Raw genomic sequence first — 13,698 nt, 5'->3', positions numbered from 1 at the left:
GACAGTCGTTCCTGAGGGAACAATTGCCCGTTCTGCTACATCCATAGTACACTCGATCAGAGAGCGAACAGACGCGCTTTGAGGCGCTCCGGCACGGCGTCAAACGACGCCGCAATTCCGTCATCTTGATGGCGGTGCCGGCGGCAGACGACCGGTGTGCCGTGCCTTAACCCAGCCTGGAAACTGGCGTCACCCGTGGGGTGCGCCGGAAACCGGGCAACTTGATAATGCTCAATCGTGTATTCACAATCGCAGATCGATCCAGTCGTCAGTTTCCGCAACACCCAGGGTGAGGCGGTGCGCGGCACGATTTTCAACTTGCAGCGCAATTCGCTGGTCATGGAAATCTATAATCCATACTCGATTGTGCAGGTCAGCGAGGTGCTCAATGACGTGACGGTGCGCATGGGGGCGAAAAACGCCTACGTGGGCAAGGCCGTCGTCATCAGCAGCGTCAACACGGGCCTGACCGCCATCGTTTCCGTGACCCTGATCGACGAGTGGCGCGAGCTGAGCGACGTGGTGGTGGTCAAGGGCGCCGTGCAGAAAGAGTCCAGCGCCTTTGTCGCCGGCTGGGGCGAGCGCTTCCGCATCCGCCGCGATTACCAGATCGTCGTCAACGAAATGCGCGCCTTCCTGTCGGAAGTGTCGCGCTGGGTCGAGCAAGTCGACTTGTCCGACTCGCTGCCCAAGGAAAACGGCCGGCTGCGCCCCGATATCTTCGACGAACTGGCCTTGCCGCTGATGGAGCAAACCCAGCTGTACCTGCGCCAGCTCGAAGTGGAAGCGTCGCTCGTCGAGGAAGAGCGGGCGCCCGCGCACCGCGCCTTCGCCCAGGCGGCGCTGCATCCATTGATCCTGCGCGCGCCGTTCGTCTTCCGCACGTTTACCAAGCCGCTCGGTTACGCGGGCGATTACCAGATGGTCAACCAGCTGCTGGACGACCCGCGCCAGGGGCCGAGCACGTACTTTCAGATCGTCAATGCGGCCTTCCTGCAGGCGGCTGTCGCCACGGCGCACCGCAACCGCATCGATATCCTGACGGAATTCCTGTCGCAGAAGGCGGCCGCGGCGCGCGCTGCCGGGCGCGTGTATAAAGTGCTCAACGTGGGCTGCGGCCCGGCCATCGAGGTGCAGCGCTTCCTGGAAACGTGCCCGGACGCGCAGTGGCTGGCCTTCGAACTGGTCGACTTCAGCAGCGAGACCCTGGACTGGACGCGCGCGCGGCTGACCACCATCATGCAGCGCACGGGACGCGTGGTCGAGATCGATTATGTGCACGATTCCGTGCACAACCTGCTCAAGCGCCGCCATGGCGCCGGTATCACGGGCTTGCCCGGCAGTTTCGACGCCGTGTATTGCGCCGGCCTGTTCGACTATCTGTCCGACAAGGTGTGCGCGCGCCTGCTGATGCATTTCGCCTCGCGCGTGGGGCCGGGCGGACGTTTGCTCGTCACCAATGTGCACGCGAACAACCCCGGCAAGTTCGGCATGGAGCACTTGCTGGAATGGCATTTGATCTATCGCAATGAAGAGGGCCTGTCGGCCTTGCTGCCCGAGCATGCGACGGACCCGCTGATCTATGTCGATGCCACGGGCGTGAATGTGTTTGCGGAAGTGAGCATCCCTTGATGGATACGCCAGGCCTGCACGCCGGCTACACGGCCGTTTTGCGCGACTTCCGCCTGGAATTCAGCCGCGGCGGGGCGTACACGGGCATCGTGCTGATCCTGCTGGGCATGGGCCTCGATTCGGCCCTGTATCCGGACAAGCAGTCGGCGTTCACCACTGCGCGCATCCTCGTGTCCGTGCTGATCTTTTGCGTCGTGCTGGCCATGCGCACGCGCTGGGCGCAGGACCGCATCCAGGGCTTGACCTTTGTCTGGCTGATCCTGCCGCAAATCATGATCGCCTGGATGATCGCCGTCACGGAGGGCGCCACCTCGATCTATTACGTGGGCATGACCCTGGCCATCTATTCGTCGGGCATCGTGCTGGCCTTCGGCTTGTGGCAGAATATGGTTTTCGGCGCCATCTCCTGCCTGCTGTATGTGGGCGCCTGTGCCTGGCATGCGGGCGGCTTCGACCTGGCGGGTACGTTTGTCGTCAACTGTTTGTTCCTTATCATGTCGGCCAGCATCAGTGCCGTGTTTACCTATTTCAATGAGCGCGCCCGCTTCATGCTGTTCCAGCTGAAGGCGGAAGTGGCGCAAAAGAACACGCAGCTGGAAGAAACCAACAAAAGTCTGGCCGATATCAAGGGGCAGATGCTGCAGCAGGAGAAAATGGCTGCCATCGGCACCCTGGCCGCCGGCATGCTGCATGAAGTCAATAACCCCGTGAATTTCTGCATGATGGCCATCGAGGTGGCCATCGAAGACCCGGCCGCCAAGCAAAGCGCGCTCGTCAGCGAATGCCTGGCCGACGCCAAGCAGGGCATGCTGCGCGTGCAGCACATCGTGTCCGACTTGAAGACCTTTGCCTACCGCAAGAGCGGCAACCAGCTGGAAACGGGGCACTTCCAGTTCCGCAGCGCGCTCGACGCGGCCATCCGCCTGGTGGGCCATGAAACGAAGAATGTCAGCATCAGCCACGACTTGCCGGTCGACACCCTGGTGCGCGGCGACGAGGCGGCCATCGTGGGTGTGCTGATCAACTTGCTGGGCAATGCCGTGCTGTCCATGCGCAAGGGCAATGCGCCGCCGTTCGAGATCCGCATCACGGCCCACTGGGACGAGAACCGCCTGCGCATCAGCGTGCGCGACAACGGCCCCGGCATCGCCCCGGAAAACCTGGCGCGCGTGTTCGAGCCGTTCTTTACCACGCGCGAAGTGGGGCAGGGCCTGGGCCTCGGTCTGAGCATCAGCTATGGCGTGATCGAGCGCCACGGCGGCACCCTCACGGCCGAAAGCGAGCTGGGCGCGTGGGCCAGCATGAATTTCGACTTGCAGCGCTCCGATTGGGAGGGCCGTTAGCATGGATAACGATAGCCGCGCCAGCGTGCTGTACGTGGACGACGAAGCGCTCGCCTGCAAGTATTTCGAGCGCGCCGCCGGGGCCCGCTACCGCGTGCTGACGGCGCTCAGCGTCGATGCGGCGCTGGCCTTGCTGGCAGACGAGGCCGGCCAGATCGACGTGCTCGTCACCGATTACCGCATGCCGGACCGCCTGGGCAGCGAATTGCTGCAGGAAGTGGCGCAGCGCTATCCGCACATCGTCTGCATGCTCGTCACCGCGTATGCGGACAAGGATGTGCTGCTCGAACTGATCAACGGCGGCGCGGTGTTCCGCCTGCTGGAAAAACCGCTCGACCTGGCCGCCATGCAAACGGCGCTGCAACTGGCCGTGCAGACGGGACGCGAGCGCGCCGCGCGCCGCCAGGGCCTGGTGGCGATGGAAGAATCGCTGGCGTTTCTTGCGCATGAATTGAACACGCCGCTGGCGGCCATCGCCAATTTTGCGCGCGGCATCGCCCGGCGCGCGCAGGCGGAATCCGCGCCGCAGGCCGAGATCGGCGAAGCGGCCGCCTTGATGCACGACAATGCGCGTTATTGCCTGTCGGTGCTGGCCAGCTTTGTCGACACGGTGCGCCTGGCAAGCGCCGGGCCCGGCATGCAGGGCGGACGCCGCGCCGGCAGCGCGCGCCAGCTGCTGGCCGCCTTGCTCGACAGCTATCCCTTGAGCACGGCCCAGCGCGCCGCCATCACGGTGGACGTGGGCGACGATTTTTCCATCGCCGAGTCCCCCAATTGCGTCGCGCTGATTTTATCGTCCGTGCTGGCGAATGCCTTGCGCTCGGCCGGTGAGCAGGCTCATCCGGCGATCGGCATCCGCATCGACGCCGGCCGCATCAAGGTGCGCGACAATGGCGCCGGCATCGCCCCCGAGATTGTCGAACAGCTGTTGATCGACCCCGTCAGTGCCAACGGCGACGAAGGCAAAGGCTGGGGCATGGTGTTTTGCCACCGCATGATGCAGTCGTTCGGCGGCAACCTCGACATCGCCACCGAGTTTGGCACTTCCACCACGGTAACCCTGAATTTTCCAGTACATATAAGGAACGAGCATGATTGACGCCAATCTGCGTTTACCGGCTCAGCGTGAGCCGGCGCAAGGCTTGCCGACGATACTCTATGTCGATGACGAGGCCAACGCCCTCAAATACTTCCAGCGCGCCATCGCGCCGCTGGCCGACGTGCTGACGGCGACCTCGGTCGAGGAGGGCAAGCGCATCCTGGACGAGCAGGCCGACCGCATCGCCGTGCTGGTGTCGGACCAGCGCATGCCAGGCGCCTATGGCAACGAGCTGCTGTCGTACGCCTGGGACCGCCATCCGCACATCGTGCGCATCCTGACCACCGCGTATTCCGAGCTCGAGCACACGGTGGAAGCCGTCAACCAGGGGCAGATCCACCGCTACATCCAGAAGCCGTGGGATATCGCGGCCCTGCGCATGGAGCTCAAGCAGGCGCTGGAACTGGCGCGCTTGCGCAACGAGCACGCCCAATTGCTGCGCGAAAAGCTGATGGTGCGCCAGCGGCAAGCCGTCGCCAACCGTATCGGCAGCCTGTACGCGTTGTGCGCCAGCCTGGCCGGTCCGGAACAGCAGCTGCCCGTGGAAGCGTATTTGTCGGCGGCCCTGACGGCCGGCGTCACGCCGCCGGAGCCGGACTGGCTGTTGATGGATTATGCCGACCTGGTCAGTTCAGAAGCCTTCCGCGGCACGGCCTTTGCCGCCGCCGTGCGCCAGCAGCTCGACACGCTCGAGCGCGAGCATCCGGGGCGCGGCGTGGAACAGGCGATCGACATGCTGCTGCCCGTGTTCGGCGCGGCGCTGCAAAACCAGGGCGGCACGGCACTGTTCCTCGATGGCCGCCTGCTGACGGAATTCCTGGAAACGCCCACCACCACGCCCGTCTCGGCGATTCACTCGTTCTGGCTGGCCAGCTTGCTGTGGCTGGCGCGGCGCGGCTGGTCCTTGCAGCTGAGTAAAACGGAAATGGGCTTGCAGGGCAAGGTGGTGCAGGCTGAACCGGCGCTCACGCCGGATCACCTGGCGGCCTGGATCGAGCAGTTCTGAGCCGGCTGCCCCGCAAGGGGCGGCGCCAATGACAACAGGGCCGCGCGGCCCTGTTTTTCATCGCGACGGGGAAGGCTTAGCGCTCCGCCGCCGCCTTCAGGTTGTTCAAGCCCTTCTCGAAATCCTTGCCGATCATGGTATCCATGCTGACGAAGACCGTCATGACCTTGCTCACGTAAGGGCTGGGACCTGTCATGGTCCAGTTCACCTTGGTGCTGTCGCCCTCTTGTGTCATGGCAAACGTGGTGGTGTTGTGGCTTTCGAACGGCTTGAGGAAGTCCAGCTTGATGACGGTGCGTTCGGGTTGGGCCGCTTCCGTGATTTCCATGCGGCCGGCGCCCACCTTGTCATTGCCCGTCCACGCATATTGCGCGCCCAGGCCATTGGCGGGACCGGTAAACGTGCGGCGCATGGCCGGATCGAGCTTTTCCCACGGCGACCAGGCGGCCCAGTAGTGGAAGTCCGTGATCAGGGCGGCGATTTTCTCGGGCGGGGCCTTGATGGTGATTTCGCGCTGGACACTGAAAGTGTCGGGTTTGGTGGTGGCATAGCCGAGGATGGCGGCGACGACGACAACGATCAGCAGCAGGGTTTTTTTGATCATATGCTCTCCAAATCTTGAATGGTCGATGCGAACGAATCAAGGCAATCTTAGCAGATATGAATGGCTGTGCGCGGCCTGTTGGCCTTTATTTGCGCCAGCTCTGCACAGGGCCGCCCGCACGCCCGCCTGCACGCCCGTTCGCCGCCGCGCACGCCAGGTTTGTGCGGGTTTGTGGCGAGGGCCGCCGTCCGCTAGAATGCTGGCCTGCAAAGATTTCAGAGGGAAATATGTTTCAACGATCGATCGCCAGGCTGACCCTGGCGTGCGGCTTGCTGGCTTCCGCCTTTGCCGCGAACCTGGCGCATGCCGATGCCTGTCCCGCCCACTACGTCGATGGCCGCAAGCCGGAAATCACCAACCCCAAGCTGGACGTGGCGACCAGGGAGCTGTGCTACAACGTGTTTGGCGTGATGCATTCGGGGATTACGCGCACGCCCCTGTGGTCGGCTGAACACTTGACGGCGAACAACCTCGAAGCGGCGCAGGACTTGTCGCGCGAAAATTCCTTCCACGCCGAACGCAAGCTGCCCGCCGCCCAGCGCGCCGAGCTGGCCGATTATGCGCGCAGCGGCTTCGACCGTGGCCACATGGCGCCCAACGGCGACATGCCGGACCGCCAGAGCCAGCGCGACAGCTTTACCCTGGCCAACATGGTGCCGCAGGATGCGCGCAACAACCGCTATGTGTGGGCCGGCATCGAGGGCGCCGTGCGCAAGATGGCGAAGAAAGAGGGCGACCTGTACGTGATCACGGGCCCGGCTTTCATTGGCGGCAACCTGCGCAAGGTGGGAAGAGTCATTGTGCCCAGCCATCTGTACAAGGCCGTGTACAGCCCGCGCCAGCGCGCCGGCGCCGCCTACTTCATTGAAAACGTCGATACCAAGGCGTATGAAGTGCTGAGCATTGCGCAACTGGAAGACAGGATAGGCATCGATCTGTTACCGTCGCTGACGCGCCAGCAAAAGTTGCGCATGCTGAGTTTGCCCAAGATCAATAGCAAGTCGAAAAAATAATCCCTTTGAAAGGAAATCCCATGTGCGCAAAGAAATTCGTCCCGTACGCCAATGAAAGCGATGTGCTGGAGATCGGCGGCCTGAGCATCGAAAACCGCATCGACCGCATCAGCATCAGCGGCGACATCGACCTGACCCTGGACAAGCCGGGCCTGGCGCTGGCGAAACAGTTGCAAAAACTGCTGGGCGACGTGGTGGCGCAACTGGAGAAGCAGGAATTGCCCGACCAGCTGCCGCCGCCCGAAGTGACGTCGGTGGCCAATCCCTTCGAGTGACGCTGACGGGGAGGTCTACGGCGCCGCCTTGGCGGCGCGATAGTAGCCTTTCCTGTTGATCTCTTCCGGCGCGTTCGCCACTTCATACGCGGTCAAGGCGATGGCGATGGCCGAGTATTGCTGCGCCGCGCTGAAAGGCTGCACGTTGTCGTAGGTGTCGAGCACCGTGTGATGCACGCGCGCATAGTCGAAGTCGCCGAGCACGGTAAATTTCGGCGTCGGCACGCCATGCAGGCTGAAGACGGCGTCATCGCTGCCGGCCCGCGCGCTCATCGCCTTGCTGGCGTCGCGCGGCACGTCATTGATGCTGGCGGCGAAGCCGAACACGGGGTGGATGTCTTGCAGGGCCAGCTCGACCCGGCCAAACACGCTCTTCCAGGCCGAGGGAATGGCGATGCCGTCGATGGCGCCGGGCCGCCCGTCTCGGTTGAGCATCATGACGATATGCTCCAATTGCCCCGCATGCCGCTCGGCGAACGCGAACGATCCCTTGCGGCCGATTTCCTCCGCGCCGAAGGCCACCAGCATGATGGTGCGGCGCGGCTTCGCCCCGGAGAGCGCCAAGAGGCGCATCGCTTCCAGCATCGTGGCCACGCCGCCGCCATTGTCGGCCGCGCCCGTGCCGCCGTCATAGCTGTCGAGGTGGGCGCCGATCAGCACGATTTCCTCCGGCTTTTCCGTGCCCGGAATGCGGGCGACGACGTTGTGATACGTCACCGGGCCCGGATAGAACCAGTTGCGGACGTCAAACTCCAGGGTGACGGCTTCGCCGCGCGCCAGGCGCTGGCGGATGTCGGCGTACTGAGGCGCGGCCAGCTTGATGTCGGGCAAGGTCGGCAGGGCCGCCCACGCGGCGGGCGCGGCGCTGGCGGCATACAGCGGTTCTTCGCCGGACTGGATGGTGCCGAGGGCGCCCGCCTGCATCAGCACGCGGGTGATGGCCCTGGGCTGGTGGATGGTGCTGCCATCGCGCCCGCCGCCCCCGTTTTCACCGCCGATCAGCACCCATTTGCCCTTGAATTGCGCGGCGCGCGCCTGCGCCTCTTCCAGGGTGGCCGGTCCCATCATGGCCAGGCCCTGCTGTACGCCACGCGTGCCGGCCGAGTAGGCGGGCGTCGCCAGGCGCAGCGGCTGTTCCTCGGGCGCCAGCATCTTGCCCGACCACGGGCCGCGGTTGAAGCCGACAGGCACCTGGCCCGCTTCTTCCAGCTCCGCTTGCACACCCCATTGCCGCAGTTGCATGCGCGCCCATTGCGCCGCATGCGTGTAGGCGTCGCTGCCGGCCATGCGGCCGCCGAAGCGGTTGCTCAGGATGTCGAGCCAGTCCATCGCGCGCGGCTCGCCGGTACCCAGCGCCACGATCCGGCGCGCAGTGGCGTCGCTGGATGGCGACGTGGCGGCTTCGATGCCGGCATTTCTGCCGGACAGCGTGGCGAGGAAGGCGGGCAGCCTGTCTTGCCGGCGCGCCGCCAGCGCCGCATCCAGCTTCGCGGAACGGTTCAGCTTATCCTGGCGCAACAGGGTTTCGTAGGCGCGCAGCACGCCCTGCATGCCCGCCAGGTCGCTGGCGCTCTGCTGCCCAGCCTGCTCCGGGTGTTCGATCTGGAAGGCCATCGCGCTGGCCAGGTATTGAAAGACCGTTGCCTCGCGGATGGCCGGCCGGCTGGCGATGGAGAGCCAGCTTTCCAGCGCGCTGGCCGGTAAGGTGAAGTCGGGAATCGCTTCTATCCATGCGCCCAGCCAGGCGCCGTCGCGCTGTTGCACGGCCAGGGGATCGCGCTGCGCCTCGTTCGCCATCTGCACCACGCGCGCGCGCTCGGCCGGCGTGGAAGGGCCGCGCGCGGCGCCGCTTGCCGCCGTCGCCAGCGCTGCGGCCGGCAGCGCGGGCGGCACATAGCGTTCCTTGAGCCGCGTACCGGTCACGGGCTTGGGTTCGTTCTCATCGGTTTCGACCAGGCGCTCGCCGCTCAGCACGTTGCCCTTGGCTTGCAGGGTCCAGCGTATCGTCACGTCGGTGCTGATTTCCTTGCCGTTGCGCCCCATGCTGACGCGCTTGCCGCCATGCCGGAAGACGGCGCCGGCGGGGCCGGCCGTGCCGTCGACCGTGCGGGGCGGCGTGAGCTGGCCCCCTTCGTCGAGCCACGCGATCGTCGCGCGCAAGCCGCCTTGCTCTTCGCTGATGTCGAGGATGCCCGTGTCGATCAGGTCGACCTCGACGCCATTCGTCGTGGTCGTGCCCGTCGCCGTCTGGAATTGCCACTGTCCGGCGAGGGCCGGCGCTTGCGCGTACAGGGTACCCGGCAGCGCGGCAGCGGCGAGGAAGCAGGTGGCGTAAAGGTGGGGATGGAACAGGTGCATGGTTGTCCTTGTCATGGTTTTCACTCGGGAAGAGTCGAAAAACAGTATGGGGAAAACCAGATTGCCAAGATGCTACTTTCCGACCAAGGCCGGGATTTGCGGAATGAAGGCGGGTTTGGCCGCGCCGAATGCCAGACCAACCCCATCCGGCAAGCTGCACCGGACGAGGTTGATCTGGCACAAACTTACCTGGCGAAGGCCTGTGCCGCCGGCGTGACGGTGACGGCCGCCGGCTTGATGTCCAGCTTCATCGCGCCGATGACCTTGTCTTCATCGAGCAGCGCCTGCGGCTTGTTGCCGTCGTACTTGATGGGAGAGAACGCGTCGCTGACGAGCTTATCCTTCAAGCCGGCCGCATCCTTGGCGACGATCACCACGGATAGGTTCTTCGCCGACAGGTGCTGCTGGATGGCGCGGTTGACGTCGGCCAGCGTCAGTTTCGACAAGCCATCACGCATCAGCTTGGTAAATTCCGGCGTGCCATACCATTGCGAATCGAGCGCATAACCGAGTTGCTGGTCCTGCGTCGACGTCATGACGAAGACGTTCTTCATCAGGTAGTCGCGCGTGGTGGCGAAATCGTCCTGCGTCAAGCCGTTGTCGACCAGCTTGCCCAGTTCCGTCAGTGCCACGCGCAGGGCGAAATGGGCGTTGTCCGGCGCCACGGGGCGGATCCAGATTTCGAACAGCTGCGCCTTGCGGCCCAGGTTCGGGTTCGGGAAGAACTGGTACATGCCGCGCGGGAAGGCTTCGATGTACGCGTAATCGCCATAGTTCATGCCGCGGATTTCACGGATGCGCTGGTACAGGTAGGAATTCGAGGCGCGGTGCTCGCCCAGCCACGTCTTCGCCAGCCACAGGGCGGGGAAGTCCGGGTGCGTGCGCGTCACGTCCAGCGGCAAGCCGAAGGAAATGGCCGTGGCGCGCGTGTTTTTCTCGATGATTTCCACTTCCAGGCCCTGCGCCTTGCGGCCCGCGGGTTTCACGGTGGCGGGCAAGCCCGGGCCGGCCGGCAAGCTTGCCAGCGCCTGCGTCAGCGAGGACGTCATGGCATCCGACACGTCGCCGGAAATGCCGACCTTGACGGCGCCTTGCGCATACGCGCTCTTCCAGAACTGTTTCACGTCGTCGAGGGTGATGGCGTCGATGCCGGCGACCGTGCCCAGCACGGGGTGGCCATACGGCGTGCCCGCATACACATTGGTTTGCAGGCGTTCCTTGGCGAATTCCTCTTCGTTGTTGTCCTTCAGGTCCAGCAGCAGCGCGTTCTTTTGCGCATCCTTCAGGCGGCGGAAGTCGTCTTCGCGGAAACCGGGCGAGAGCAGCAGCGGCAGGGCGATGGCGTTGAACTGGGTCCAGTTATCCCGGTGGATGGAACCCGTAAACGTCGTCATTTCCTTGTCCGTCTGCTGGCTGAAACTGCCGGCCAGCGGGAACAGGGCCTGGTTGACTTCGTCGATCTTGCGCTCGGACGAGCCGCCGGACGCCACCATGGACGCCGTCAGCGCGGCCAGGCCTTCCTTGCCTTGCGGGTCTTGCGCGGAACCTGCCGTAAACAGCAGTTTGTAGCGGATTTGCGGCAGCGCCGACTTTTGCACCAGCACGTCGAACTTCGCCGTCGGGGCGGCCGGCAGCAGGCTGGCCAGCGTCGGCGTGGCGGCGATGGCGGCGGCCATCGGCTGGTGCGACAGGGTCGTCACCACCAGGCCCTCGTCCGTCAGGTATTTGCGCGCGGCCGCCTGCAGGTCGGCCGGCGTGAGCGTATCGATCAGGCGGTAGTACTGGTTGATGGTGGCATACGAGCGGTCGAAATGCACGAAGGACGCCAGGGTGCCGGCGATCTGTTCCGTGTTGTCGAGCGAGCGGATCAAGCCGTATTTTTCCGCCGACTTGGCGTCCGCCAGGTCTTTGTCGCTGACTGGCGTGTCGCGCAGCCGCGCCACGGTGGCCAGGATGGCGTCGCGCACGTAGACGGCGTCGTCGATGTTTTTCACGCGCGCGCCCAGCACGGCCAGGGTCGGGTCGACCCGGTCCGGCGTCATGTCGAACAACTGGTCGACCTTTTGCTCGTTCTGCACCAGGCGCTTGTACAGGGGCGAGGTGCGGCCGAACGACAGCGACAGCAGGGTCGCCAGCGCGGCCTGGTCCTTGTCCTTCACGGAAAACGCGGGCGCGTGGAAGCCCACGGCCACCCACGGCAGGGTCGGCGTGGGCCAGGCCACATGCTTGTAGACGGGGCCGCGCGGCTTTGGTTCCACGGGCACGGCCGCCTGCTGCTTGCCGCGCTGCCAGCTGCTCCAGTACTTTTCCACCAGCGCGATCGCTTGCTGCGGTTCCACGTCGCCGGCGATGATGATGGTGGTGCGCTCGGGACGGTACCAGCGGTCGAAGAAGAGCTTCGAATACGCGTACTGGTTCGGCATGTCTTCGATGTCCTGAATGAAACCCATCGTCGTGTGCTTGTAGGTATGCGTCGTGTAGGCGCTGTCGCGCATCACTTCGAACAGTTTCGACACGGGATTGGCGCTGTTCTTGTTGTATTCGCCCAGCACGGCACGCGATTCCGTCTTGAACGCGTCTTCCGCATAGTCGAGGTGCTGGAAGCGGTCCGCTTCCACCTTCAGCACGGTTTCCAGGTCTTGCTTGGCAAACGTCGTGTGGTAATTGGTCAGGTCGTCGCTCGTATACGCATTCTGGCGCGCGCCGGCGCGGGTGATGACTTCCTGGTATTTCTCTGGCGGATACGCCTTGGTGCCGCGGAACATCATGTGTTCGAAGAAGTGGGCGAAACCGGACTTGCCCGGCTCGACTTCGTTGCGCGAACCCGTCTGCACGGGAATCTGCAGCGAGACGAGGTTCGGGAAGCCGGTCGGCACGATGATGATTTTCAAGCCGTTGGGCAAGGTCTTTTCCGTCGCCTTGAATGGCAGCAGATCGGCCTTGCTGGCCGCGGCGCCATGGGCGGCGGCCGGTTTGACGGGCGCGGCGCCCAGGTTCGACGAGGCCATGGCCGACAAGGCCAGGGCGAAAGCGGGTAATAAAGCGGGCATGATTCTTGACACGAAGGCTCCTTCTTTTTTGGATGTTATGAAAGTGCAACGCCGCAGCATAGAATATTCGTGCCGCCCTGCATAGGGGCTAACAGTCGGGCCGCAGGATGCGCGCCGTCAAGTGGGCGAGGAAGTCGCGTTTGGTGGGCAGGAACATGCGGATGTGCACGACGTCGTGCACGGCGTCATGTCAATCCTGGTCGAGGCGGGACAGGGAGTCTTCTTCGGATACCACGTCGCCGCGTGCGATGTCCTGGCTGCCTACGTGAGCGTCGTTTCCGGCAGGCTGATGCGGTTGCGGCCCAGGTGCTTGGCGCGGTACAGGGCGCAGTCGGCCGTGTGGATCAGCTGCCCCAGTTCCGTGCCGGGGCCGGGCAGGGCCGTGGCGGCGCCGATGCTGACGGTGACGCAGGCGCCGTCGGGACGCTTGCGCGGTAGTCGCAGCCGTTCCACGCGCTGGCGGATGCGTTCGGCCACGATGGCCGCGCCCTTGAGCGACTGGTTCGGCAGGATGACGGCAAATTCTTCGCCGCCATAGCGGGCCACCAGGTCGTTCGTGCGCATTTCGCTGGCCACGGCGCCGGCCACCTTGCGCAGGCACAGGTCGCCGCCTTGGTGGCCGTGGCTGTCGTTGTATTCCTTGAAATTGTCGACGTCGACCATCAGCAGCGACAGGGCCTGGCCCTGCCGCTGGGCGCGCTGCCACTCGGCCAGGATGGTGTCGTCGAAGCAGCGCCGGTTTGCCAGGCCCGTCAGGCCGTCGCGCGTGGCCAGGCGTTCCAGCTCCACGTGCGCGCGTTTTTCATCCGTCATGTCGCGCAGGGTTTCGACGACGGCGATCAGCTCGTCGTGATTGCCATAGATGGGGCTGGCATCGACGGCCAGGTAGCGCCGCCGCCCCGTGCGCGGCATGTCGCACCAGTTTTCCGCGCACAGATTGCCGCCCGTGCTGCTGCGGTATTGCTGCTGGGCGTGCAGCGCGCGCACGTCGCCGCCGCGCCCGGCCAGCAGCAGGTCGGCCAGGGTGGGGCGCTCGTCGTTGTAGAAGCAGCGGCCCGGCTCGCGCGTGCGCAGCACTTCGGCCGCCGGCACGCCCGTCAGCTGCTCGCAGGCGCGGTTCCAGATCATGACCTGGCCATGCACGTCGAGGACAAAGGTGGGCACCACCAGCAATTCCATCATCTTGACGGCAAAACCCTGGGCTGCATCGCAGGGCGATGCGCTGGCATGAGCATGGCTATCCGGCATGTAAGCATCCTTCTTGGGGTGAATGGGGCTGGCTCGTTGGCCATGATGCAGCGCAGCGGGGCGGAAGGTG

General features: G+C 64.6%; 10 protein-coding genes. 6 read left to right on the top strand and 4 right to left on the bottom strand.

What is annotated here, in order from left to right:
• Positions 1–237 precede the first annotated feature (237 nt).
• The 4 genes from VPH40_RS03805 to VPH40_RS03790 are packed head-to-tail and all read left to right on the top strand — an operon-like array spanning position 238 to position 5,080.
• The gene (locus tag VPH40_RS03805; RefSeq protein ID WP_099667840.1) at positions 238–1,632 is read left to right on the top strand and encodes a class I SAM-dependent methyltransferase; all 1,395 of its coding nucleotides are present in this window, start codon (positions 238–240) and stop codon (positions 1,630–1,632) included.
• Complete coding sequence (locus VPH40_RS03800) at positions 1,632–2,975, top strand: sensor histidine kinase (RefSeq protein WP_289904845.1); 1,344 nt, start codon at positions 1,632–1,634, stop codon at positions 2,973–2,975. The genes VPH40_RS03805 and VPH40_RS03800 overlap by 1 nt, the downstream gene beginning before the upstream one ends.
• 1 nt (position 2,976) lies before the next feature.
• A complete protein-coding gene (locus VPH40_RS03795; protein ID WP_099667842.1) occupies positions 2,977–4,074 on the top strand; it encodes a hybrid sensor histidine kinase/response regulator in 1,098 nt (365 codons plus the stop codon).
• Complete coding sequence (locus VPH40_RS03790; protein ID WP_251348576.1) at positions 4,067–5,080, top strand: response regulator; 1,014 nt, start codon at positions 4,067–4,069, stop codon at positions 5,078–5,080. Before VPH40_RS03795 ends, VPH40_RS03790 begins: the two co-directional genes overlap by 8 nt.
• A 76-nt stretch (positions 5,081–5,156) precedes the next feature.
• Here the strand turns inward: VPH40_RS03790 and VPH40_RS03785 are convergent, their stop codons facing one another.
• Entirely contained in the window at positions 5,157–5,684 is a 528-nt protein-coding gene (locus tag VPH40_RS03785; protein ID WP_077404908.1) for an SRPBCC family protein, read from the bottom strand.
• A 227-nt stretch (positions 5,685–5,911) separates the two neighbouring features.
• On the opposite strand from VPH40_RS03785, the gene VPH40_RS03780 reads away from it, so the two are divergent.
• Together VPH40_RS03780 and VPH40_RS03775 are read left to right on the top strand one after the other, a co-directional pair.
• Positions 5,912–6,697, top strand: coding sequence for a DNA/RNA non-specific endonuclease (locus tag VPH40_RS03780; protein ID WP_099667845.1), 786 nt, complete (start codon positions 5,912–5,914; stop codon positions 6,695–6,697).
• Positions 6,698–6,717: 20 nt separating this feature from the next.
• Positions 6,718–6,972, top strand: a complete 255-nt coding sequence (locus VPH40_RS03775) for a hypothetical protein (RefSeq protein ID WP_328572704.1) — start codon at positions 6,718–6,720, stop codon at positions 6,970–6,972.
• 15 nt (positions 6,973–6,987) lie between these two features.
• Here the strand turns inward: VPH40_RS03775 and VPH40_RS03770 are convergent, their stop codons facing one another.
• The 3 genes from VPH40_RS03770 to VPH40_RS03760 all read right to left on the bottom strand — a co-directional run bounded on the left by VPH40_RS03770 (position 6,988) and on the right by VPH40_RS03760 (position 13,628).
• Complete coding sequence (locus tag VPH40_RS03770) at positions 6,988–9,345, bottom strand: M28 family metallopeptidase (protein ID WP_328572703.1); 2,358 nt, start codon at positions 9,343–9,345, stop codon at positions 6,988–6,990.
• Between the two features lie 170 nt (positions 9,346–9,515).
• Positions 9,516–12,380, bottom strand: a complete 2,865-nt coding sequence (locus tag VPH40_RS03765; protein ID WP_328572702.1) for a M16 family metallopeptidase — start codon at positions 12,378–12,380, stop codon at positions 9,516–9,518.
• Positions 12,381–12,641: 261 nt separating this feature from the next.
• A complete protein-coding gene (locus VPH40_RS03760) occupies positions 12,642–13,628 on the bottom strand; it encodes a sensor domain-containing diguanylate cyclase (RefSeq protein ID WP_328572701.1) in 987 nt (328 codons plus the stop codon).
• Positions 13,629–13,698: the final 70 nt, after the last annotated feature.

Source organism: Janthinobacterium sp. P210005 (genome assembly GCF_036231865.1).
Classification (GTDB): Bacteria; Pseudomonadota; Gammaproteobacteria; order Burkholderiales; family Burkholderiaceae_D; genus Janthinobacterium; species Janthinobacterium kumbetense.
Note: the sequence above shows the minus strand (reverse complement) of the source record. Positions and strands in the feature narration are given on the sequence as shown.

What these genes read in the sequence shown, in the direction of transcription:
- VPH40_RS03800 (WP_289904845.1), top strand. Translation starts at nt 1,632, where the DNA reads ATGGATACGCCAGGCCTGCACGCCGGCTACACGGCCGTTTTGCGCGAC.
- VPH40_RS03795 (WP_099667842.1), top strand. Translation starts at nt 2,977, where the DNA reads ATGGATAACGATAGCCGCGCCAGCGTGCTGTACGTGGACGACGAAGCG.
- VPH40_RS03790 (WP_251348576.1), top strand. Translation starts at nt 4,067, where the DNA reads ATGATTGACGCCAATCTGCGTTTACCGGCTCAGCGTGAGCCGGCGCAA.
- VPH40_RS03785 (WP_077404908.1), bottom strand. Translation starts at nt 5,684, where the DNA reads ATGATCAAAAAAACCCTGCTGCTGATCGTTGTCGTCGTCGCCGCCATC.
- VPH40_RS03780 (WP_099667845.1), top strand. Translation starts at nt 5,912, where the DNA reads ATGTTTCAACGATCGATCGCCAGGCTGACCCTGGCGTGCGGCTTGCTG.
- VPH40_RS03775 (WP_328572704.1), top strand. Translation starts at nt 6,718, where the DNA reads ATGTGCGCAAAGAAATTCGTCCCGTACGCCAATGAAAGCGATGTGCTG.
- VPH40_RS03770 (WP_328572703.1), bottom strand. Translation starts at nt 9,345, where the DNA reads ATGACAAGGACAACCATGCACCTGTTCCATCCCCACCTTTACGCCACC.
- VPH40_RS03765 (WP_328572702.1), bottom strand. Translation starts at nt 12,380, where the DNA reads ATGCCCGCTTTATTACCCGCTTTCGCCCTGGCCTTGTCGGCCATGGCC.
- VPH40_RS03760 (WP_328572701.1), bottom strand. Translation starts at nt 13,628, where the DNA reads ATGCCGGATAGCCATGCTCATGCCAGCGCATCGCCCTGCGATGCAGCC.